Origin of the sequence: Sphingobium sp. SYK-6, assembly GCF_000283515.1 — a bacterium.
Classification (GTDB): domain Bacteria; phylum Pseudomonadota; class Alphaproteobacteria; order Sphingomonadales; family Sphingomonadaceae; genus Sphingobium; species Sphingobium lignivorans.
In genome coordinates, this window is record NC_015976.1 from 2000064 (window position 1) to 2024782 (window position 24719).

General features: G+C 63.2%; 12 protein-coding genes. 2 read left to right on the forward strand and 10 right to left on the reverse strand.

Going from position 1 to position 24719, the window contains the following annotated elements; translation table 11 throughout:
• Nucleotides 1–35: 35 nt before the first annotated feature.
• The 4 genes from SLG_RS09025 to SLG_RS09040 all read right to left on the reverse strand — a co-directional run bounded on the left by SLG_RS09025 (nt 36) and on the right by SLG_RS09040 (nt 9010).
• Entirely contained in the window at nt 36–2927 is a 2892-nt protein-coding gene (locus SLG_RS09025; RefSeq protein WP_148276541.1) for a TonB-dependent receptor domain-containing protein, read from the reverse strand.
• Between the two features lie 123 nt (nt 2928–3050).
• The gene (locus SLG_RS09030; RefSeq protein WP_014076152.1) at nt 3051–4454 is read right to left on the reverse strand and encodes a M24 family metallopeptidase; all 1404 of its coding nucleotides are present in this window, start codon (nt 4452–4454) and stop codon (nt 3051–3053) included.
• 184 nt (nt 4455–4638) lie between these two features.
• Complete coding sequence (locus tag SLG_RS09035) at nt 4639–5823, reverse strand: efflux RND transporter periplasmic adaptor subunit (protein WP_041391849.1); 1185 nt, start codon at nt 5821–5823, stop codon at nt 4639–4641.
• Entirely contained in the window at nt 5816–9010 is a 3195-nt protein-coding gene (locus tag SLG_RS09040) for an efflux RND transporter permease subunit (RefSeq protein ID WP_014076154.1), read from the reverse strand. Before SLG_RS09040 ends, SLG_RS09035 begins: the two co-directional genes overlap by 8 nt.
• Before the next feature lie 458 nt (nt 9011–9468).
• Between SLG_RS09040 and SLG_RS09045 the strand changes: the two genes are divergently transcribed.
• Nucleotides 9469–11103 (forward strand): amidohydrolase family protein, encoded by a 1635-nt coding sequence (locus SLG_RS09045; protein WP_041391851.1) that lies wholly within the window; start codon nt 9469–9471, stop codon nt 11101–11103.
• 97 nt (nt 11104–11200) lie between these two features.
• On the opposite strand, the gene SLG_RS09050 is transcribed toward SLG_RS09045, so the two are convergent.
• The 4 genes from SLG_RS09050 to SLG_RS20865 form a co-directional block, all read right to left on the reverse strand.
• The gene (locus SLG_RS09050; protein WP_014076156.1) at nt 11201–12223 is read right to left on the reverse strand and encodes a proline racemase family protein; all 1023 of its coding nucleotides are present in this window, start codon (nt 12221–12223) and stop codon (nt 11201–11203) included.
• A gap of 125 nt (nt 12224–12348) precedes the next feature.
• A complete protein-coding gene (locus SLG_RS09055) occupies nt 12349–14733 on the reverse strand; it encodes a hypothetical protein (RefSeq protein WP_014076157.1) in 2385 nt (794 codons plus the stop codon).
• A 113-nt stretch (nt 14734–14846) separates the two neighbouring features.
• Nucleotides 14847–15407 (reverse strand): hypothetical protein, encoded by a 561-nt coding sequence (locus SLG_RS09060; RefSeq protein WP_014076158.1) that lies wholly within the window; start codon nt 15405–15407, stop codon nt 14847–14849.
• A gap of 400 nt (nt 15408–15807) precedes the next feature.
• Nucleotides 15808–16568, reverse strand: a protein-coding gene (locus tag SLG_RS20865; RefSeq protein WP_086012830.1) for an IS5 family transposase whose coding sequence is annotated in 2 segments (ribosomal slippage) — nt 15808–16235 and nt 16235–16568 — 762 coding nt in all. Because the reading frame shifts where the segments join, the coding sequence is not laid out codon by codon here.
• A gap of 302 nt (nt 16569–16870) precedes the next feature.
• Between SLG_RS20865 and SLG_RS09075 the strand changes: the two genes are divergently transcribed.
• On the forward strand, nt 16871–22879 hold the full coding sequence (locus SLG_RS09075) for a DUF3320 domain-containing protein (RefSeq protein WP_051003723.1): 6009 nt from the start codon (nt 16871–16873) through the stop codon (nt 22877–22879).
• Here SLG_RS09075 and SLG_RS21690 read toward each other — a convergent pair.
• The gene (locus tag SLG_RS21690) at nt 22815–23315 is read right to left on the reverse strand and encodes a hypothetical protein (RefSeq protein WP_158512699.1); all 501 of its coding nucleotides are present in this window, start codon (nt 23313–23315) and stop codon (nt 22815–22817) included. The two genes, SLG_RS09075 and SLG_RS21690, sit on opposite strands and share 65 nt — an antisense overlap.
• 161 nt (nt 23316–23476) lie before the next feature.
• Nucleotides 23477–24598, reverse strand: coding sequence for an aromatic ring-hydroxylating dioxygenase subunit alpha (locus SLG_RS09080; RefSeq protein WP_014076161.1), 1122 nt, complete (start codon nt 24596–24598; stop codon nt 23477–23479).
• Nucleotides 24599–24719 lie beyond the last annotated feature (121 nt).

The following is a 24719-nucleotide window of genomic DNA, read 5'->3' on the forward strand; positions in this document are numbered from 1 at the left end:
GCCCGGCTGCATGTGCGGCCGGGCCCGTGGGAGGATCAGAACTTCATCGTGGCACCGATGAAGAAGCGCCGCCCCATGATGTCGTAGAGCGTGACGTCGGTGTTGGCGTCGCCCACATAGGTCGTTCCGAAAATCGGAGGCTTCTTGTTGAAGAGGTTGTTGATACCTCCGAACACCGAAAGCCCGCCGGTCACGTCCACATTGCTGGTGAGATCGAAGTACCAGACCGGATCGATGTCGCCGGCGACGGTCGTGACGCCCGAATAGGGCTTGATCGCGCCGATCATCCGGCCCTGCATCGTCAGTGTCACCGGACCGCTGGTATAGCGAGCGCTGACATTGAGCTTGAAGTCCGGAATGATGAAACCGCCCGAGCCCGAGGAGCAACCGCCCGCATAGTGGCCGGCGCAATCGAGCGGACCGGACGCGCTGGTGGTCTGCAGCGAGCGTTCGAACATCCAGCTGCCCACGGCCTGGAGAGACAGCGACGCATCGCCATCCAGGCTGAGGACGGACGGCAACCCCATGCGATAGTCCGCCTGGACGTCGAGACCGCTGGCCTTCATCGCACCGATGTTGCTCAGAGCGACACGGACATAGTCGATCTGACCGCTCGGCAGACGCAGGACGTTCTGGCATGCAACGCTCGACGGGCTGAGGCTTGCGGCGCACTCGGCCATGGTCTGGGCGTTATTGATGCTGGTGATCGCGTCCTCGATCTCCACGTTCCAGTAGTCGACCGTGAGGTTGAGACCCGGCAGGAACGGCGGCGAAACGACCGCACCGATGGTGTAGGTCTTGGACTTCTCTTCCCGGAGATTGGGATTGCCACCGCTCTCCTGGTTCATGCCCAGCGCCTGCTGCTCGAAGGTGTTGATGTCACCAGCCGGCACGCCGGTGGCGACGCAGAGCGCCTTGAGTTCTGCACTGCGGGTGTCGTTCGTCGACGACGTCCTTGCGCAGAAGTCGACCGCACCGTTCACATAACCGATGGTCCGCGCGCCATAGAGCTCGGCGATGTTCGGAGCGCGAATGGCCTGGTTATAGGCGCCGCGGAAGCGGAACCAATGCACCGGCGCATATTCGCCGCCGAGCTTCCAGGTGAACACCCCGCCGATGGTCGAGTAATCGGAGTAGCGGGCTGCGCCCTCGATCGCCAGCGTGTCGATGAACGGCATGTCCGAAAGCAGCGGCACGCGCAGCTCGCCGAACACTTCCTTCACGTCGAACTTGCCGGACAGCGCGGCTTGGGAGCTGGGACCATATTCACCCGCGATATCCTGCGGGCTGGGCACGAAATTGTAGCGGTCCTCGCGATACTCCGCACCAAGCGCCATCGAGACAGGGCCGGCCGGAAGATTGAAGAGGACACCGCTGAGCGAGCCGCCGGCCACGTAACGCTCGAACGTGTCGTGCGAGACCCGGCTTGGCGAAATGAACGCCGCTGCCTCGGGCGAGATCGCCCCTTCGCCGAAGATGTTCACCGGAACGCAGCCGAGCGTCTGCGTCTGGCAGACCACCTGTCCGCTGGAGTTGATCATCGTGTTCAGGCCGAGGCTCAGCCTCGATTGGGAGACCACGCCCTCATAACGGCTGTCCGTGCGGTTGCGATGATACTGGAAGAAGGTGTCCCAGTTCCATTTCCCGGCGCCTAGGTCCATGTCGCCCCGGGCACCCAAAGTGACGGCAAGCGAATTGCGCTCGAAGAACGCGTCGCGCGTGCCCACCTCTTCCGCGCGGCGGCCCGAGCCGACCACGGCAGCCGTGCCGTCGCCATCTGGATCGAAGATCGCCGCGTTGTTGATGAAGAAGTTGCGGACCGACTGGGTGAGACCAGGGTTGGTCGCATATTGCGGGACCAGCAGCGTCTGGGAGGGCGCACCCGGCGTCACGGGCGTGAAGCTGTCCGGCGCGAGCCGATACTCGTTGCGGGCGTTCACATAATAGGTCTCGCCGTAGAGCTGGATCCGGTCGGTCACGTCATAATGGGCGAGAGCCGAGAGGCTGATGCGGTCCTGCGGACGTTGCAGCAGCATGTAGGGCGCATAGTTGTACGTGCTTTCCGGCGCGCAATAGGCCTGCGGCGTCCCGCTGGAATCGAACGTAATGCCGGTGACCGAGGTGCAGTTGGCGCCCGGATTCATGTTCACGCCCACGATGGATGCGCGCTGCGCGGCAGTCAGGCCGACGCGCGTGCCGGGCACGTTGCCCGAGCCGGCATAGACCAGCGCACCGTTCACTTCGCCCAGCGGGATGCGCGACCAGGAGCGATCGCTCTGGTCGAACTGGTCCTGCTTGGCCCAGGTGGCGGCAAGCACGACGCCGCTGCGGTCGCTTTGCGTACCCCAGGTGAAGTCGATCTTGTGCGAAGCGGCATCGCCATATTGCGTGATGCCGGTCTGCGCCGTCATCGTCAGACCCTCGAACGTATCGTTGAGGATGAAGTTGACCGCACCGGCAATGGCGTCGGAACCATAGACGGCCGAGGCGCCGCCGGTGATGATTTCGGCGCGCTTGATGAGCGCATCGGGGATGCTCGCGAGGTCGACTTCGCCCGCGGAGCTCGCCGCCACGAAGCGGCGCCCGTTGACCAGCACCAGCGTACGGGTCGATCCGAGGCCGCGCAGGTTGGCGGTCAGAATGCCCGAGCCGCCACCGATGTTCGCCGAGGACGTGTTGCCCGCCGCAAGCTGCGGGAACTCGTTCAGCGTCTTCTCGAGGCTGACGTTACCCGACAGGGCAATGTCCTCGGAGCTCATGACAGTGGTCGGACTGGGCGCGGTGAGATCCGTGCGAACCAGTCGTGAACCGGTGATGACGATCTCTTCGCCCGAACCGCCGGCCTGAGGGGCCGTTTCCTCGGTCTGAGCAAAGGACGGCGTGGCGACCAGCAGCAACGCGCCGGTGGTCAGGAGCGTTGAACCCAACGCACGGGAAATGACAGTCGCAGTCGACCCAATACGGACATTCTTAATCACAGGAAGTCCCCTTTCGTTTTTGTTTGCTCCCAAGATTTTTCTTTTTTATTCAAGGCAATAAGAATTTCCTGGTCAGATATTGATCCAGGCCCATTCCTCGCTCCAGGGCAGGCGGGACATCTGAAGCGATGGCCCGCTGTCCTTCACGATGAATCCGTCGGAGAAGTTGGCACCGGTGCCGGTCTCGGGATCGAACAGACCGGGCTCCACCGAGAACATCATCCCGGTATCCAGCACGGTATGATCACCCAGCGCGAGATAAGGCGGCTGGTGGCCTTCCATGCCCTCGCCATGCGCGGGGCGGTGATAGACATATTTCTGGACACCCTGCTCCACCTGGAACTTGTGGATGTCGTAGGCGACGTCGGAACATTTCGTGCCCTTGCGCGAAAGGTCCTTCTGCATGAGGCAGGCGTCGCGTGTGACGGTCCAGATCTTCTCCATGTGACCGGTGCGCGGACCGATCATGTAGGGGCGGTAGCATTCGCCGCCGCAGCCGCCGATCCGGACGACGCCCGAGACCTGCAGGGCCTGGCCCTTCTGGATGCGATTGTAGAAGAACTGGTTGGGATGGGGATAGCCGGTGGGCTGGCCGGCCCGGCAATTGACCCCGACGGAGATGCCGACTGCATTGTGCGGCTTACCGTCCGGCGCGAGGTCCTTCATCATGATCTCGACGCCGAATTTCCGGGCGGCGTGCGCCACTTCGAAATCCATGAGATCGGTGCCGTGGGTGAGGATGAGGTCGCGAGCGTAAGCGTGGATCTTGTCGAAGTAGCTATAGGCTCTGCGCGTGAGGGCAATTTCCAGCGGCGTCTTGCGCATGCGCATGTAGAGGCAGAGTTGTTCGGCCGAAGCCATCGGAGTGCCGATTTCTTCCCCGACCTTGGTCTGGGCGGTGGGGGTCAGTTCCTTGTCGACAGCGAGCTTCTTGCCCCCGTAACCCCTCTTCTTGATATGGCGGAGCATCCAGCGCCAAAGATCGTTAGTGGGCCCTTTCGCTACCTTCCCTTCCTGGACCATCGTGCCTTCGACATCCAGCCAGTCGAAGTACATCTCCCCGCCATCGTCATACCACCAGGACTGAATGAGATCGCGGTCGAGTGCGGGGTAGAACCAGATCGGCGTTCCTGTGGCCGTCGGGATGAAGCAATGGATCATCCGCTCCGTCGTGGTGTGCCAGAGACCAGTGAAGTAGATGATGTTCCACTGGTTGGTGAGGAGGATCCCTTCGAAGCCCTGCTCCTTGAGCATTTCGCAAAGCCGGGATGTTCGTTCCTTGCTCCAGGAAAGAGGCAACCGATCGACCGTGGCAGGCGCCACCTCATCGGGTGGGAGAAACAGCTTGGCGGACTCCGCTCCGGTTACCGAAGCGCCCTTGGCGGGAGCCGGCGCAGCAAGCGCGGGGCTCATTCCCGGCACGGCGGCAAGAGCCGACACGCCAACGCCTTTCATGATGTTGCGTCGCGTGAGCAAGATATTTCCCCTCTTTTCGAATCAGCAGCGAGGGGAAGTATATCGGATATCGTATACTTTGCAATGCGTCGAACCGAGGAATGGGAAGGTTTGTTGAAATTTTATGACGCGTAGGGGCGTTTTTACATTCTAAAAATCGACACAATCGCCCTTCGGTTGTTCGGGGGTGAATCTGGCCCGTCGCTCAGGGCGCGGGCGCTTCCGCCGACGCGCTCCTCGCCACCCTGACGCGATCCCCCGTCTCGAGAATCTCCGGCGGAGAATCGACCACCTGTTCGTTTCTGGTCAGCCCCGCGACGATCTCGACCATCTGCCCGTCGTCCCGGCCCAGCGTGACCGGCTTCATTCGCACCCGGTCGCCGCGTTCGACGACCGCAACATGCGGACCACTGGCGCCGAAGATAAGGGCACTGCCCGGCACCCGAACCGTACTGGTCCGGTTTTGAACCGGGATCGTGACTTCGGCATAAGCGCCCGGCTTGAGGGCTCGCTTCGGATTGCCGGCCTGGAACTCGATCCGGACCGAGCCGGAACGGCGATCGACCGCGTTGGCACTGCGCACCAGCACCGCCTCGAACGTCTCGCCCGGATATTCAGGCAGTGTCATGCGCGCCTTCAGGCCCGGATGGACAGCCCCGCTGTAGCTCTGCGGAAGCTGGACGAAGACGCGCATGCGCGTCACGTCCGCGATCGTATAGAAAGGCCCGTCCACGGCGCCACTCGATCGTGCCAGAGCCCCGACCTCGATGGAGCGGCTCGTCACCACGCCATCAAAGGGTGCGACGATATTGGTGAAGCGCTGCAGGGCTTCGAGGCGATGCACGCTGGCGCTCGCGGCTTCGGCGATCGCCGCCTTGGCCGCGAGATCGCCGCTCTTCTCGTCGAGCGCTTGCGCGGAGACCCAGCCATCCTTGCGCATGGAAGTCCAGCGCTGCGCGGTCGTCTTGGCCAGTTCCTGATTGGCAAGCGCCGTCCGATGGCCGGCTTTGGCCTCGGCAAGCGCCTGGGCGATTTCGGGCGCGTCGATCCGCGCCAGCACCTGGCCTGCCTTCACGCTTTCGCCGATGTCGGCGGACCATGAACGGACATAGCCATCCACCCGGGGATAAAGGGCCGCATAATTATTGGCTTCGAGGACGCCGGGAAGAACGATCTGGCCGGCATCTTTTCCGGGTTGCGGCTTCACCAGCGCGACCGCCGGCAACGCGGCCCGCTCGACATCGGCCCGCTGCTCCGTCGCGCCGAATTGCCGCGCTGCGATACCCGCCGCTGCGATGACCAGCAGGACCGCCGCGCCGGTGAGTGCCATCCGTCTGGCTGTGCGTGCGGGCAGAGCGTCGGGTGTTTCCGGTGAGGTGGCATCATGCATGGGAAAGCTCCAGATCGAGCGCGCTTGCACGCCGCCCGGCGGGCGTATTGCGGTGCAGCAGCGAGAATATGGCCGGAACGAGGAACAGGGTGGCGAAGGTCGCGACGATCAGGCCGCCGATGACCACCCGCCCCAGCGGGGCGTTCTGCTCACCCCCCTCCCCCATCCCGAGGGCGACCGGCGCCATGCCGATGATCATGGCCAGCGCCGTCATCAGCACGGGGCGGAAGCGGACCATGCCCGCCTCCAGCGCGGCGCGGGCGGCGTCCGCGCCCTCGGCCAGCCGCTCCCGCGCGAAGCTCACGACCAGCACCGAGTTGGCGGTCGCGACGCCCATGCACATGATCGCGCCAGTCAGCGCCGGAACCGAGAGCGTCGTGCCGGATATGAACAGGATCCAGACGATCCCCGCCAGCGCGCCCGGCAAGGCAGTGATAATGATGAACGGATCGCGCCAGCTCTGGAAGTTGACGACGATCAGCAGGTAGATCAGCACCACGGCGCCCACCAGCCCCAGCCCAAGACCGCTGAAGGCCGTCTGCATCGTCTCATACTGGCCACGCAGCGCGACGACCGAGCCTTTCGGCGCTTCCGGGGCCATGCGGTCGAGGATCGCCTGGATCTCGCCGGCGACGGCGCCGAGATCGCGCCCCTGAATGTCGGCATAGATATTGTAGGTCGGCTGGAGATTGTAGGTCGTGAAGATCGGCGCCGTCGCCGCGCGGCTGATAGACGCGACGTTACCCAGCGTCTGCTGGCCACCGCCGCCCGACGCCATCGGCAGGTTTCTGAGGTCCGCCAGCGATGCGACATCGCGCTCGGGGGCCTGAGCCACCACCGGATATTGCACGCCGCTGCTCGGATCGATGAAGAAGACCGGCGCCGACTGCCCGGTGCCCGCGAGAATGGTGGAGAGGCTGCTCGTGACGTCCTGCGCGGTCATCCCGAACTGCCCGATCCGCGAGCGATCGATATCCACCCGGAGCTGCGGCGCATTGGCGGGCTGATCGAGCCGCGCATCCACGAGGCCGGGCACGGTGCGCACCGCCCGGAGCAGCGCCAGCGCATAGCGCCGGTTCGCTTCCCGGTCACGCCCGCGCACTTCGATGTTGATGGGCGCGGGCGCGCCGAAGTTCAGTGTCTGGCTCACGATGTCCGCGGGCGGAAAGGAGAATTGACTGCCGGGGAACAGGGGGGGCAGCTCGCGCCGCAGCGTCGCGATATGGTCGGCTGTCGGCGCATGGCCGGAAGCCAGCTTTATCATGATGTCGCCATCATCCTGCCCGAGCGTGCCGGAATTGTTATAGACCAGATTGATCCGGCTCGACGGGTTGCCGATCGTATCCGCCATGGATTCCAGTTCGCCCGGCGGGAGGAGACGTTCGACGGCCTGCTCCACGCGCGCGAACAGCACGGATGTCTGCTCGATGCGATAGCCGGTCGGTGCGCGCACATGCATGAGTATCTGGCCGGAATCGACGCTGGGAAAGAAATTGCTGCCAAGGAAAGGCAGCAATGCCATCGAGGCCAGGACAAAGCCCATGAACCCAAGGATGAACTTGCGACGCCCCGCGATCGCCGTGGCCAACATGGCGCCATAGCGCGCATGAACCCGCTCGAAGCGATGCTCGAAGCCGCGCTGGAGCCGGACGAACGGATTGCGCGAGCCCGACTGGCCGGCGAGATGGGCATCCTCCCCTTTCCCGATCGGGCGGAGCAGATACATGGCCATGGTCGGGACGAGTGTCCTTGAAAGGATGAAGGACGCGATCATCGCGAACACCACGGCCATGGCCATGGGCGCGAACAGATAGCCTGCCACGCCGGGCAGGAAGAACATCGGCAGAAACGCGATGCAGATGCAGAGCAGCGACACGAAGGCGGGCTGAGTGATCTGCGCCGCGCCGTCGAGAATCGCGCGCACCACGCCTTTGCCCTGCTCGAGATGCCAGTTGATATTCTCGATCGTCACGGTGGCGTCGTCGACAAGGATGCCGATCGCCAGTGCCAGTCCGCCCAGCGTCATGACGTTAAGGGTCTGGCCGAACGCTGCGAGCGTGGCGATGGCCGCGAGCACGGCCAGCGGAATGGAGAGGGCAATGATGACGGTGGGTCGCCAGGAGCCGAGGAACAGCAGGATCATGAGCGATGTCAGCGCTGCGGCGATGAAGCCTTCCCGCACCACGCCGGACACGGCCGCCTTCACGAACAGCGATTGATCCCCCATCGGCAGAACCTTGATCGATTCCGGCAGGCCCGCGAGGATCGAGGGAACCATGCCCTTCACGCCTTCGACGATGGCCAGCGTCGATGTCGCGCCGTTCTTGAGCACGGTCAGCAGCACCGAGCGATTGCCGCCGACATGGACGACATTCTCCTGCGGCGCGCTCCCGTCCAGCACATGCGCCACATCGCGCATATAGATCGTCGCGCCGTTCACCACCTTCACCGGCAGGTCATTCAACCCCTCGATTGAATCCGGGGCATTGTTGAGCCTCACCGCATATTGATTGGCGCCGATCTTCACGAAGCCGGCGGGGCTGATCTGGTTCTGCGCCGCGATGGCCCGGGTGACGTCGACGGCCGAGAGCCCCTTGGACTGGAGCGCCTGCGGGTCGATGTCGATCTCGATCCGCCGCTCTTTCCCGCCCGTGGCGCTCGGCACGGCGGCGCCGGGCACCGTCACCAGCCGGGGTCGAATCTGGTTCTGCCCCAGATCGAGCAACTGCTGCTCCGTCATGCCTTCCCCGGAGACGGCAAGCTGGAGAATGGGGACGGTCGACGCGTCAAAATTGAGGATGAGCGGCGCGTTGGTGCCCGGCGGCATGTTCTTGATGAGAGTCTGTGAAACCGACGTAACCTGCGCGGTCGCCGTCTGCAGGTCCGCGCCCGGATGAAGGAAGATCTTCACCACCGCCTTGCCGCGCAGCGACTTGCTCTCGACATGCTCGATATTGTTGACCGTCGTCGTCAGTGCCCGCTCGAAAGGGGCGATGATGCGGGAGGCCATCTCGTCCGCGGGCAGATTGCCATATTCCCAGGCGACGGCGATCACCGGAATGCGGATCGCGGGAAAGATGTCGACGGGCAGGCGCAGGATCGCCGAAAGGCCCGCCAGCGCGATGAGGATCGCCATCACGATGAACGTAAGGGGCCGCTGCAGCGCGACCTTGACGATCCAGGTCACAGCGAGACAAGCTCCGTCATGGCGATGCCGCCCCGAGTGAATGAAGAGAAGACCCGTATCCGGGCGGCACCGCAACGCCCGGCATTTCCACTCATGATCCGTCCGCGCATTCCCTGGAGTCCCCCTTTCCCGGCCGTCTTCGTGGCCGCCTGGCACCCTTGCGGACCAGCAGCAGCAAGTCTGAGCCCGGTCGGCCTGCATTCTCGTCAGGCTCTCCGGCTCCCCCTCCGGTGATAGCACCGGCCCGTTCGACAGACGGACTTCGCTGCCGCGTTGACAGGCCGACACAGGAGTATATCGTATACATCGTGCGCATCAAGTCGCTGTTTCAATCGACTGGGAAGCACAGCCGCGACAGTCATACGACACGTCAGACCAGAAGCGTTTCCACAGGGGGGTTCGCTATGAAGCCGATAAAGGGGTTCCCGTTCAGCCAGTCCATGACAGCGATCTGCGCCATGGCCGCCGCATTCACGCTAGCACCGGGCAGTGCTACCGCGCAGGAGAAGAAGGCCGTCGAGGCCGTGCCGGAGCGCGCAGGTGCCTATCCCGCGCCCGCGCGCAATGGCGAAGGCATAGGGCCATTCCGCAAGATGGTGATTCGCGGCGTGACGCTGATCGACGGCTCGGGCGCTCCACCGCGTGGCCCGGTCGACATCGTGATCGAGAACAATGTCATTGCCGACATCAAGCCCGCCGGAACGCCCGGACTGCCGCTCAAGGAAGGGCGCGAGCCGCGCGACTTCGACTATGAACTCGACGCCACCGGCATGTTCATGACGCCCGGCTTCATCGACATGCACGTGCATGGATCGAGCGCCGACAAGGCCCCGGATCTCTCCTATTCATACAAGCTGTGGCTCGCGCATGGCGTGACCACGGTGCGCGGCGTCGACCTGGCGCCTTTCGAGATTTCGCTGAGCGAGCGCGCGCGCTCCGCCCGCAACGAGATCGTCGCCCCGCGCATCTTCGTCTATCAGCGCCCGGGACAAGGCAATGGATGGACCGGCGGACGCGCGAACACGCCCGAAAAGGTCCGCGAATGGATTCGCTGGGCCGCCAAGCAGGGCATCGACGGCATCAAGATTTCGGCCAACGAGGATCAGCCGCCCGAAGTGCTCGTCGCCATCACGGACGAAGCCAAGAAGCTCAACCTCGGCACGGTCGCGCACATTTCGCAGGTCGGCGTGGCCCGTATGAGCGCGCTGGAATTCGGTCGCGCCGGCCTCGGCACGGTGACCCATTATTATGGCCACTTCGAGTCCATGCTGAAGAACGGCGCGATCCAGAACTGGCCGGTCGATTACAACTACATGGACGAGCAGGACCGCTTCGGGAACGTCGCCAATCTCGCGGCGGAAAGCGCCGAGCCCGGTTCCGAGCAATGGTGGGATTATCTCAAGGAGCAGAAGGCCAACAACGTCACCTTCGATCCCACGATGACCATCTACGTCGCCGGGCGCGACCTCATGCGCCTGCGCAACGCGGACTGGCATGACAAATATACCATGCCGCAGCTGTGGCAATTCTACCAATCATCACGCGTGAACCATGGCTCCTATTTCTTCGACTGGACCACGGAAATTGAGGTCAAGTGGAAGAATTTCTACCACAAGTTCATGAGATTGCTGAACGATTACAAGACGATCGGTGGACGCGTGACGACGGGCTCCGACTCCGGCTTCATCTATCAGCCTTATGGCTTCGGCTATATCCAGGAACTGGAACTGCTGCAGGAAGCGGGCTTCAATCCCTCCCAGGTCATCACCGCCGCCACGCTCAACGGCGCCCTGACGCTTTATGAGCCCAAGGGACAGCCTGTGCCACCGATCGGCACGGTGCGGGTCGGCAAGCTGGCCGACCTCGTGATCCTCAAGGAAAACCCGCTGCAGAATCTCAAGACCCTGTACGGCACCGGTGCGCTGCGCCTGAACGAGCAGACCCAGCAGCTCGAACGGGTCGGCGGCGTGTCATACACGGTGAAGGACGGCATCGTTTACGATGCCAAGAAGCTGCTCGCCGACGTCGCGGACATGGTACGCGCCGAGAAGCGCCGCATGGGCATGCCCGAGGAAGGCCTGCCCCATCCCTGAAGGCGCTTGTCGGGGCGTCCACTGCCGGGATCAGGTCAGCAGCATCATGATCTGGTCCCGGCACCTGAGCGGCAGGCGCCGCGCCCGGCTCGCATCGTCAGAGAGCTGGAAGGTCAGCGAAGCGTGCCGGCAGCGCGAAGCCGTAGCGGAGCGGATCATCCTCCCGCAGCTGGAACTCCGCGGTGCCGGTATAGCTTGACTGGCCGGCCACGCGGACCCGGCATGTCATGCGCCCGTCTGCTTCTTCGGTGGAGACGACCGATGCGCTGAATGCCCCGCCTGTCGGTCCGGCGAAGCGACGGGTCATGCCGGGCGCAATCAGCCCGCGTGCATGATCGCGCGCCAGACGCGCCGTGACGCCGCTACCGGTCGGGCTGCGATCGATCTGGCCTTCCGCGAACACGCACAGGTTGAACGTCGGCTGATCCGGCGCCACATCATCGATCAGGATCGTGCCATAGAGAAAGGCAAGATCGGGCGCTTCGTCATGGCGGATGTCGAGCTGCGCCCGCCCTGCACTGGTCAGTCGCGTGCCAAGCTCAATCAGTTGCGCCAATGGCGCGTTGAGGAAATCGATGCCGAGCGATGAGCTGGGCAGGATGAGATAATAAGCCCCGCCATAAGCCAGATCGCATGTGACGCTACCCAATCCCGGCACATCCAGAGCGATATCGCGGCCGGCGAGAAAGGCCGGCACGCTGATAAAGCTCGTCTCGACGACCTGGCCTTCCCGGATCAGGCACGTCACCTCGACCACGCCGCAAGGCAATTCCAGCCCGAAACTTACATCCTCGCCGGATGCGGTCACCTGTCCGCTTTCCACCAGCCACTTGCCCAGTGCGATGGTCGCATGGCCGCACATGGTGCTGTATCCCTCATTATGTGTGAAGAGGGCGGCCGCCGCGGCGCCGGGCTGTGTCGGCGCGACGGGGATCACGCCATACATGCCGGCATGACCGCGAGGCTCGAGCATCAGCGCGCGCCGGAGATGGTCATGATGCGCCCGCGCGTCGCGTCGCTTGGCCAGAATGTCGTCGCCCACCAGCACGGGATAGCCGCCCGTGACGATGCGGACAGGCTCGCCGCATGTGTGCATGTCCAGAACCGAGAGGCGCTCCATCGACTTTTCCCCTTCCCTGCCCAGCTGCGCGATCGCCGATCGCGCTGATAAACGCCGGAAGACTGCTGAGCCAACGCCATTCCGGCCATGACGCGCCGATTTACGCGAAGTCCACCCCTGCCACCTCAGGGTCGATCAGGGAGCCTCAGCCGCACCACCGACTCCGGGGCATCGTGAAGGCGCAGATAGAGGCTGTCCCCCTGCGGGCGGGGCAATGAAAGACTGGTGCCGACGAAGCCGTCCGGGACCGTCACCGGCCTCGCGAACTGCGCATCGTCGGCAATCGCGGCGATCACGAACAGGTCGCGCCCGTCCAGGCGACAATCGCCCCCTTCCGAGGGACAAGCGACACGCTCGACGGCAGGCAGGCGGACGATCCGCACCAGCGGCTGCCAGTCACCCGAGACATCGCCCCGGCTCGGACGGAAACGGATCTCGCCAACAGCGCTCGCACCAAGCAGCGCCTGAGGTTCGATCGTCGCGACGGCGACATCCGTGCCAATGCGCTGCAACTCCCCGTCCGCCACACTCAACCGATGGCTGGCAGTGCCATCAGCCGTGGCGATCTCGATCGCGTCCTGCGCGCCGATGCCGCCTTGCGCATAACGCAGGGAAAAGGTGAGGCGGGCAGCCGGCGGCACAATGTCCTCCGGCAGCGCCAGCGCGAGAGCGTCCGGGACCGCAGGCATGGAGACATTGCGATCGACAACGACCGCACTGGGCCGGGCGGGTGCAATGGTGGCCCGCACATTCGCTGTTCGCCCATCCCGCATGGTCACCCGGGCCTGTGCTTCCCCGGGCTGCGCGGCGATCGGCGCTTCGCTGGCGAGTTCGAGCCGGTCGCCTTCCTTGGCGCGCGTGAGATCGCCTGGCGTGAAGCGGGCCTCGCCGATCTGGAGCTGGGCGACCTGATCGAGCCGGGCGCCCGACAGGACACCGGCCTTGTCGCCGGCATGGAGCAGAAAGCCGTCCAGACGGCTGGCCTCGCGCAGCGCCTTGAGCGGCAGGACGGTGGGCGTCTCGGCGCCGTAATGCGACACAAGCAAAGTCAGGGAACCCGGCGCCATGTCCTCGAGCGGGAGCGTCACCGTCACGTCCTGCGCCGAGTTGGCTTTCCAGGTCAGGCCCCGCAGCGCGCCTGCTCCATCGCGCAGTTCCACCTTCTCGATACAGGCCGCGCCCTCGCCGCGCAGCACGAGCGGCTGCTCGCGGCCGACCACGACATTCGTCTGCTCGGCCTTCCACGAAGCGGGCGCGACGGTCTGCACGCGGACCGACGGTCCCTCGAAATCATCGAAGCCCCAGCGCCCGTTCAGCTTGGCCTCGCTCACACCTCCCGTGGGTTTGCGATCGCCCGGCGCAGTCACCACAAAGGCACCACGGGCCGGGTCGGGCGACAGCGGCAAGTCCGTGGTCCCGCCGTCATCAGTCTTGAGCCGGAGCGAAAGATCCCGCGCATAGGATGTTGCATGGAACAGCGCTGCGCCCTCGATCGGCAACTCCAGATCCGGCCGGTTCAGGCACATCATGCCTTTGGCTCGCGGGCGCAGCACGGGCGGCGTCGCCGGGCCGATCGGCGGCATCGGCACCACCAGCACCGAGCGCGGATTCTGGAAGGAGGGCGCTTCGTTGAGCTGCAGCCGGGTCTCGTCTCCCCGGCCGATCGCCAGTGCCGGCAGATATTGATACTGCGCCGTGCGAAACGCGCCGAACAGCTTGGCCAGATCGCGCGCAAGCCCGATATAGGGGCTGTAGTAGCCCGCCCCGGCCTCCCGCGTCGCGGCGATGCGATAGGCGACGTCCGCAGGCGCGCCCGTCAGCGTCTCGGTGAGCGTCGCGCCGCGATTGATCTGCAGCACCATGCGTTCGCGATTCTGCGTCAGGCATGCGGCCTGCTGGGCACGCGGATGCTTGAGGCACTCGGCGTCGAGCTTGATTCCCAGCGAATTGGCAAGCACCGGCGAAACCTGGCCGAGGCGCTCGGGCGCCGCTTCATCGAGCTTGGCGATCCCGGCAATGAATGTCTCCAGGCGCGCCCGGTCGAGCGAAGCCTGATACAGGTCCTGCGTTGCCCGCAGGAACACGCCGGGCTTGCCGCGAACGCCACTGACCACGGCATCGCGCCCGCCGCCGGTTTCCGGTGCCAGGAACGCGATCGCCTGTTCCGCACCCTCCGGGATCTCGACCGAGAGCGTGCTTTTCTTGGGCTTCCAGGTCTCGGCTTCCACGAACCAGTCCTTCGGCGGCGGATTGGTGGCACCGCGCAGAAAGCCGACGATGAGGAGATAACGGGCGGACTGATCCTCCGGGAGATTGGCGCGCAGGGTCAGCCGATCGCCGGGCTGGAGCGCCGGCACCTGCGCGAGCGGCAGGGTCGTCTCGCCGCGCGTGACCGTCACGGTGAGAGTCGGTCCGGTGAGATCGAACATCGTGCTCTGGGCCTGAGCGCCGCTCAGGGGGGCCACGCACATGATGAGGGAAAGCGCCAGGCGAAGGAGAAAGCGAGCCATGCCCCTCCTATAAGTTGGGGGACCTGGCGGCGCCATCCATGAAGTTCTGCAACTCTGTAAGGAAAACCGGTCCCGGAGCAGAGGTTTCCGGGGGGGTAGTACGAAACATGGAGTTAGTCGCCTGGCGCGAAAGCGGCATAGCGCTCGCGCCATGCCGCCACTTCATCCTCCAGATGCGCGGGCGCCGGATCCCCCGAGATGACGAGCCGTGCGACATCGGTCTCGGGATGCATCAACATCTTCCTTGATCCATCGCTGAACCAGACGGGGACCAGGCGATCGCACAGGCTGTCGAGAATGGCTTTCGCCATGCCATTCTCTATCGCGTCGCTGCCGTCGAGCTTGCGGACGTTGATTGAAACGCCCTCCAGACAGTTGCGTGGTTCCCGGACGAAATTGAGCGAGACCAGGAGGCCGGATCGATCCGGGCGAGCGTCATCAGGCATTTCCGCGACCCTGCGCCAGGCGCAAAACCACGTCCGGCAGATGTGAGGACGCACGGCATGGATCCCGCATCCCTTTGAAGTCAGGTGAGAACAAGCCGTTCCCGCCGGCTTCTTGAAATCGGGCGTATCGACTGTGAGGACATTGCAGCACGCAACGCAATCACCGCAGGCGCGATCGGCAAGGACGGGCCCGAGCAGGGCGGTTTCCAGATCGGGCGCGGCGGACATAAACGCAGGGACTGCCTTGCCTCCGGCGCGAATGCAAGGGTGCCGGGCCGGACGATATGCCCCCCGGACGCACGAAGGCCCCCATCGGGATTACCGAGGGGGGCCTGTGTGTGTGGTGTTGTTTGGTTGCGGGAGGGCGATCCAACCGTGACCGACAAAAGCTAGGAAAATCTGGTTTGTCGGTATCGTTGGTTGCGGGGGCTCGCAACCACCGAGACCGACAAACTTTGAAGGTGAAAATTTAAAGCGGCCCCACCCCAATTTCTGAAGCTCAGTAACCGATTCTAGAGCCTTACGCGGCTACGGTCTGCTTTTCCGCAGCAGTCAACAAAGACCGGTCGATCATATGAGCTTCAATGAAAATCCGGTCCTCGCTGAAGCTACCAATTAGGCTCAGGACTCATTGATTGAGCCAGAAGATGACGGCGGCGGCGATACAGATGGCGGACATGAAGGTGTGGGCGCAACGGTCGTATCGGGTGTGGATGCGCCGCCAGTCCTTGAGCTTGCAGAACATGTTTTCGATCTTGTGGCGCTGACGATAGAGCGCAGCGTCGTGCGGGATTGGCACCTTCCGGTTCTTCTTTGAGGGAATACAGGCGGTGATGTTGCGCTCCGCAAGCGCCTTGCGGAACCAGTCGGCGTCATAGCCTCGATCGCCGAGCAAGGCTTTGGCGGGAGGCAAGGCGTCGAGCATCAGGGCAGCGCCCTTGTAGTCGCTCATCTGGCCCTCGCTCAGCAGCATGACCAGCGGCCGGCCCTTGCCGTCGCAGACGGTGTGGAGCTTCGAGTTCAGGCCGCCCTTGGTGCGTCCGATACGTCTGGGAACATCCCCTTTTTGAGCAGGCTTGCCGCCGTCCGGTGTGCTTTCAGGTGGGTTGCATCTATCATCAACTGGTCGGGCTTGCCGCCCTTCGCCGCGAGGGCCGCGAAGATCTTGTTGAACACGCCGAGCCGGCTCCACCGGATGAAGCGGTTGTAGATCGTCTTCGGCGGGCCATAATCGGCAGGCGCATCGCGCCACCGCAGGCCGTTCCTGATCACGAAGATGATCCCGCTGATGATCCGACGGTCGTCCACCCGTGGCACCCCGTGCGATAGCGGAAAATATGGCTCGATCCGGCGCATCTGCGCTTCCGACAACCAGAGCAGGTCACTCATCACGACGTCTCCTCACGCCGTCATTGAATCAACCCTTCGCTATCACCGCAAGCGATTTAATAGGTCCTGAGCCTAGCTCTGCGGAGTGGTCTGTCGGCGATGCTCCTGATTCTGGCCTTTGGGCAATCAAGCGTGAGTTCCAAAGGCAGCCGTTCATTCATGACGCGCGAATAGCCGCCGTCTATGGAATCAAGCTGAGACAGCTGTCGTCAGTACAGTCCATTTGGCCGGACCCGATAGATCGCTATTTTATCTTTTTTTAGTCGATGGGCTTGTTTAGCTTGCCAGCTGGAGGGGGCTTCATGCACGATTCTAACGATCAGGATTTCACGGCAGTCAATCCTAGCGACGCGAGTGTGAACGATCCGACAATCGCCGCAGATATTGCAGGTAGCTTCACCTATGCCTCCTATCAGAATGCGATACCCGTCGTCCGATCCATCCAGATAGAAAATGCCGACGGACGCCATCACGAAAATATCCGCGTTGATCTCACCTCATCGCCAGCGTTTCTGCGCGCTAAGTCCTGGACAATTGATCGACTTTTACCGGGCGACAACCTCCCGTTGGGCGATCGCAAGGTCGATCTCGACGCTGACTATCTAGCCGGACTGAATGAAGCCGAACGCGGCGAGATCACCCTGCGACTGTCGGCTGGTGATGCGGTGCTCGACGAACAGCGCTTTCCTGTCCGCCTGCTCGCCCGCGACGAATGGGGTGGCGTCGCCGACATGGCACAATTGTTGCCTGCGTTTGTGATGCCCAACGACCCCGCCGTCGCCCGTATCCTGCGCAGCGCGGCCGACCGGCTGGCCGAACATGGGCATCCCAGCGGGCTGGACGGCTATCAATCGGGCGATCCGCAGCGCAGCTATATGCTCGCCGCAGCGATCTATTCGGCCGTTGCTGCGATGGCGATCCATTATGCCGAGCCACCGGCCAGCTTCGAGGATCGCGGGCAGAAAGTCCGACGGCCCGCTACGATTGCGGAAGAGCGGCTAGGCACCTGCCTGGATACGACGCTACTGATCGCTGCGGCCCTGGAAGGAGCCGGCCTGTATCCTGTAATATTGATGTTCCATGGACATGCGGCAGTGGGCGTCTGGCTAACGAAGCGGACTCTGGCCAACACGATCGAGACCGACCAGATGGAGGTTCGCAAGGCGCTGGCGTCGCGCGAGCTGATCGTGTTCGAGACGACCGGCGTCACCCATCGTCCAGCGATGGCCCTGGACGTGGCACAACGCGCTCTCGACCATCGCATGAGCGAGGAGGAAGCGCACGCCTTCGTCGCGGCCATCGATGTGCGGCGCGCGCGCAGCGGCGGCATAACTCCGCTCGCCTCCCATGAAGCATCGCGGCATGACGCTTCTGGGGAAGACGAAAGCGCAGTTGTTGCAGCACTGTCGTTGCCCGAAGCGCCATCTTTCAATGAACTGCCCGACCTTCAGGTCGAGGAGAAGCCGACGACTGCCGCCGGTCGTATCGACCGCTGGCAGAAAAAGCTGCTCGACCTGACGCTTCGCAACCGGCTGTTGAACTTCCCGGAATCGAAGAAGACGATCCCTTTCCTGTGCACTGATGTCGCTTATCTCGAAGACAGGCTGGCGGACGGCGCTGCCATTCAGATTGTGTCGTTGCCACAGCAGAACCCGTTGGGCGAACGTGACGCAGCTCTGTATCGCGAGGTGCATGGCCGCGATCTCCAGCGCGGTTTCGCGGCCGAAGCCCTGCAACGGGACGAGTTACCGTCGCCGCTGGACGCCCCCCAGCTCGAAGCACGGCTGATCGACCTATATCGGCAGGTGCGCAACGATTTCGCCGAGGGCGGCGCCAACACCCTGTTCCTGGCGGTCGGATTTCTGCGTTGGAAGAAGAAGCCGGAAGACGAGCGTAGCTATCGCGCACCGTTGCTGCTGGTTCCCGTCAAGCTGGAGCGACGCAGCGCAAGTGCGCCCTTCCGCCTGCGTTTCCATGAAGATGAGCCGCGCTTCAACGCGACGCTCCTCCAGTTTCTGGAACGCGACTTCGACCTCAGGTTGCACCAGTTCAGCGGAGATTTGCCCCTAGATGACAGTGGCGTCGATGTGCCTCGCGTGCTGGCGATGATGCGTCAGGCGGTGCGCGACGTTCCCGGCATGGAGGTCGTCGACGACACCGCGCTGTCGACGTTCAGCTTCGCCAAGTTCCTCATGTGGAAGGATCTGGTTGAGCGCACCGAAGCATTGCGCGAAAACCGGGTCGTTCGCCACCTCATCGACACGCCGGACAAGCCGTTCGGTGGGGGTGACGGCCAACCTGCGATCCGCGACGAACGTGACCTTGATCGCGTCTATGCACCGGCAGATATCATCAGCCTGTTGCCGTCCGACTCTTCACAGACCGCCGCCAGCCTGGCTGCCGCGGAAGGGCGCGATTTCGTCATCGTGGGACCGCCGGGTACAGGCAAGAGCCAGACCATCGCGAACATGATCGCCAATTGCCTGGGCGTCGGGAAGACCGTGCTGTTCGTGGCGGAAAAGACGGCCGCCCTCGACGTCGTCTATCGCCGACTGCGTGAACATGGGCTGGGCGATCAGTGTATCGAACTACATTCCAGCAAGGCCGACCGGCGCCATTTCCTGGCGCAGCTCAAGGCAGCGTGGGAGCATGGCGGGCGCGTTGATCCTGCGGAATGGATCGCCGTCAACGAGCGGCTGAAGCTGCGCCGTGATACGCTCAACGCCTATGTGGAGGCATTGCACAGGCCTTCGCCCAACGGCTGGACGCCCTATCTTGCGCTCGGCGTCGCGTTGCGCGAGGCTGACGCCTCTGCCCCGGAGCTTGGCTGGCCACGCGGGCAAATGCATGACACGCAGGCATTGGCGACCCTGGAAGAACTGGCGGGAGAGTTAGGCCTGGTCTTCGCGTCCGTCGAACGACGGCCAGCGCTTGACCTTGTCGATATAGAAGAGACCGGCGCAGCAGGGCAAGACGAACTGATCGCCGCCGCACAGTCGCTGCGCAACGCCGCCGATCTGCTGATCGGTGGCATCGACGCATTGCGCGGTGCCATCGGACTTGGCAGCGGCAATCAGCCGGTTGAAACTGAGATTGCGACATTCGCCAGTCTGGCTGAAGCGATGGAGGCTGGTCGCGACCGCGATATTTCCATCGCATTTGATCCCGGATTTGCGCGATCGAAGGACGATCTGGCCGCGTTGATGGTCGCGATCGGCAAATATCGGGACGCCGAAAGGCAACTCGCTGCATCCTATCCGCGGGATGGTGTGCGGGCGATAGAGACCGAGGCACTCGATCGCCAATGGCGCGAAGCAAATGCCTCCCTCTGGCCGTTTTCGGCGTTGGGCAAGCGCAAAGTGACGCACCTGCTCCAGAGCTATGCTGATGCAGGTGCGGCCGACCCTGAAAGCGATCTTGCCCAGCTTCACACCATGAAGCAGCAGTTGACGGAAATCGACGCAACACCATTGGCCGGTCGACCGCTGCCGTTGGCTGGCCTCGATACAGATCTGGGCGCCGTTGCTGACATCCTCGATCACGCAGCGCGACTGCGTGCGGCGCTGCGTTTCGACGGTCGCGATGCGGGCGCGGTGGAGGCCGCCACCCAGCGGATCGCTGGAGCGTTGCGCGAACGCGATCAGGGTGATCGCCTCTGGCAGTCCAGCGCCAAGCTGCTGGCAGCGCGACAAGGCTTTAACGACGCGCGAAGCCGCTTCGCCAAAGCGGCAGGACGCGACATTGCGCTTGAAGCCACGCCGGACGCTCTGGCTACCCTCTCAGCATCGCTCATGGCACTTGTGGATGCACGTCACTTGCTGCGCGATTGGTCAGCCTGGTGCCGCATCCGCAACCGGGCGATCGCTTCCGGGCTTGGCGCGCTGGTCGAGCAGATTGAGGCTGGAGCCGTGGCTGCGGATGGCGCCCGCAAGGCGTTCCGGCTAGGCTATGCCCGCTGGTGGCTGCCCATGGTGTTGGACAGCGATCCGGTGCTTCGCGATTTCCGGCGCTTCCAGCATGAGAACGCGATTGCCGAATTTCGTGAGATCGACGATCTGGTCCGCACCCATGCCACAGGTCGCGTGATCGGCGCGCTCGCTCACAACCTGCCTCCGGTGCAAAGCGTGCCGCGCAATTCCGAACTGGGCCTGCTGCGCTATCAGATGGAGTTGCAGCGTCCGAGCCAGTCGATCCGCGACATGATCGGCAAGATGCCGGAGACTTTCTCTAAGCTTGCCCCGTGCATGCTGATGTCGCCGCTGTCGATCGCGCAATATCTGCCCCCCAATCAGGCCCTGTTCGATGTCGTCATCTTCGACGAGGCATCCCAAATCACGACGTGGGATGCGGTCGGCGCGATCGCGCGCGGGCGCCAGACGATTATCGTTGGTGATCCCAAGCAGCTGCCGCCGACCAACTTCTTCGGCAGCAACGACGATGACGAGGATGTCGCCGACCATGAGCGGGATATGGAGAGCATCCTCGACGAGGCGAAGGCGTCGGGCATCCCGGTTCGCGACCTGCGCTGGCATTATCGTAGCCGTAGCGAGTCCCTGATCGCCTTCTCCAACAACCATTATTATCAGAACCGGCTCGTCACATTCCCATCGCCTCAGGTGGACGACCGCGCGGTGCGTCTGCGCAAGGTGCCGAACGGCGTTTACGATCGTGGCAAGAGCCGGACCAACCGGATCGAAGCGCAGGCTGTTGCGGACGAGGCGGTTTCCCGCATGCGCGGATGGCTAGAGCTTCCAGTAAAGAGCCGACCGACACTCGGCATCATCACCTTCAATGCGCAACAGCAGTCGCTGATCCTCGACCTGCTGGATGTGGCCCGGCGTGATGAACCTGCGCTTGAATGGTTCTTTGCAGATGAGCGGGTCGAGGCGACCATCGTCAAGAACCTGGAGAATGTCCAAGGCGACGAGCGCGACGTCATCCTGTTTTCCATCACCTTCTGGAAGGATGCAGCGGGCAAGCTGACGATGGACTTCGGCGCGCTCAATCGCGACGGCGGCGAGCGCCGGCTGAACGTAGCCGTTACGCGTGCACGGCAGGAACTGATCGTCTTTTCAGGCTTCACCGCCGACCAGATCGATCCGACGCGGACCAAGGCGCTCGCGGTGCATCATCTCAAGACCTTCCTCGACTATGCGGAGCGCGGCGCGATCGCACTGCCGGCCCAGAGCGCGGGTTCGGTGGGCGGCTTCGAGTCGCCCTTCGAGGAGGCAGTGGCCGCGCAGCTGGAGCAACGAGGGTGGCAGGTCGTGCCGCAGGTCGGCATCTCGGGCTTTCGGATTGACCTGGGCGTTCGGCATCCGGACCTGCCCGGCGCGTATCTCGCCGGTGTCGAATGTGATGGCGCATCCTATCATAGCGCGGCGACCGCACGTGATCGCGACAAAGTGCGCGAACAGGTTCTGACAGGTCTCGGTTGGAACATGCTCCGCGTCTGGTCGACCGACTGGTGGTATGATGCCACAGGTTGCGCGGATCGGCTGCATGTGGCGCTGGAAGCGCTGCTAGAGACAAGCCGCGCGGCGGAACCAGACGGCAGCATCACTGCACATTGGGACATGGGGCACGAGGTCGAGGGGATTGAGGAAATCCGCGACGACGAGGCGGCGGCGCGTGTCGAGGAGGTAGCCCCCGCGCCCATGCCGATCGAGATCGAGCTGGTGTCGGCAGAGATTTCTGCCCCCGTCATGCCGGTCAGGATTACCGAAGCGACAGAGGTTCCCGCCTCCATCCCTGTCGCACCAGACGATCCAGACGGCCGTTATAACATCACCGATCTGACAGGATTTACAGCCGATCCTGACCAGTTTTACGATTTCGCCTATCGGGACACCCTGCGCGCGATGGTCGCCGCCGTGATCGAAACCGAAAGCCCGCTGCGCACCGATATATTATGTCAGCGCGTCGCCCGCGCGCACGGCTGGCTGCGCACGGGCGGCAAGATTCGCGAGCGGATCGACATGCACCTGCGCGACTATGATCGGACTCAGGAATCGAGCGGCGAATTCATCTGGAAGATCGGCGCCGTCGCAGATTTCCATCCCTATCGCCCTCCCCATAGCGACGAAGCGCGCCGGGCAATCCCGGATATTCCACTCGCGGAGCTATCGGCGGTCGTCCGGGACAATCCGGACCTGCTCGAAGAGCCGGATCCTGCGCGCGAGCTGGCCCGGATGCTGGGGGTCGAGCGCCTGGCAGCCGGATCGCGTACCCGGCTAGACGAGGCGATCACGCGCGGCCGTGGCAGTGACACGGCCGTGCCGAACACTTCTGCCATACCCGGAGTGGAATGAGCATGGCGCGCTTCATACACTCGAGCGACCTCCATCTGGGCAAGCGCTTCGGAAACTTCTCCGGCGGTTCCGTGCCCGCGAATATGATCGTCTGTTCGCCGCGATGCTGCGCCGCGAGAGCATAAATATGCGGTCGCGCAATCCCGTTCATGGAAGGCTCGAAGGTGAAGCCTCCGTCGCGACTTACATAGAGGCCCTGGTTCCAATGTGTTCCGGCAAGTATGAGTCCCGATCGTGGCTCATACAGGATTGCGCTGATATGCTTGTCGTCCAGCGCGGAGCCACGCAGCGCCCAGTCCGCTTCGGCTCCCCCGCGTTCGAAGATCTTCACGCCCTTCAACGTCGCCGCCAGGAGACGCGTCGCCACCCGGTCGTCACTCGTCACTGTACTTCCGTTGCACGACAAGACGGCGATAGCAGGCATCGCATTTGCCATGATCTTGCTTCCTTATCGATGGTAATGGGCGGACCCGGCAAGGGCTTTGATTGCACTTGCCAATCATGCCCGATCCCTGTTGGTATATCAACTTGTGATTTCATAAGGCAAGCGTTCGACGTCACGCCCGATCCCGACAAGCAGGCAAATCCGCCAAGCGATCAACCATCGGCGGGCACGGCAGCCGAGGAGAAATGCGTGGTAGATTCTTCCGGAGAAGGCTTACTCCTCGCTGGTTGCTTTTCTTGCTCGATCAGCTTCGCCAGCAGGCGCCGAGCGGATATCGGGGCGGCGTCGGTCTGCAGGAGAACGGGATTGAGGTGATGGATATCGGTGACCGGTCCCATTCGGCGCTGAACTGCCTCGATTATGGGCTCGTCCTCCCTCCGAAAGGCCTGGTCGAACATCTCCAATAGCGCATCGTCGACGTCCTTGTCCTCGGTTCGCTGATTGCGTCCGTTGACGAAGAAATAGTGACAGCTGAGTTCGGTCTCAGGGGTGATGAAATGAAGCTGTGGGATCAACGCCCCCTCCTCCTCCGGTGTGTCCATCTCCCATGTTCCGGCGTCGAAATCGATCATTGCCGGCGGGTACCAGGTCATGTGGGTTTTGGCGTTAACAAGTACATCTTCGCCGACACCGAAAAGACGCCGTGCGGCGGCCGGCGCGGGCAGGCCGGTGCGGAGGCGATAATTCAGGATCGACCGTTCCTGCCGCTCGAGCCTCGTGGTCGTGGCCGCAAGTGCCTGTTCGGCATCGACACCCTTTATGGCGAAGCCTGGATGGATAAATTGCGCGTGGCTGAGATCGAGAAGGTTGTCGATTACGAGCTGGTAATTGCCTTCGACGTGCAGCAAGCCCTTTACGAGCCGGTAGCGGTCCGTTTCCTCGAGGAATTTCACCTTTGGAAGGATCGCCTCGTCGGCGAACCCCGGATCGCCGGGCCAAAACCAGAGGATTCCGTATTTTTCCATGACAGGATAGGCCCGTACGGCAGCAGCCCGCAGCGGACCGCCACCCTTCATATGCGGGTTATGAGAACAGGCGCCGGTACGGTCGAAGCGGAGACCATGATAGGGGCATTCGATCTCATCGCCGACCGTCTTGCCAAGCGAAAGGGGCGCAAATCGATGAGGGCAGCGATCCTGTAGCAGTATCGGCCGCCCCGCACTGTCCCGATAGATCATCAGATCCTGGTCGAGCAGCTTGCGGGCCAGTGGCTTTTCGCCGACTTCGTCGGAGAATGCCGCTGCGTACCAGACATTTTCAAGATAGATGCTCATCTCGTTTCTCTCGATCACCATTCATCGCATTGCGCCTGAATGCCCTCCAGAGTTGGGAAGACATATCGCTAGGATTAGTGGTAGTTCTTCCCATGTTCATATTTGGAAATCGAAATATATT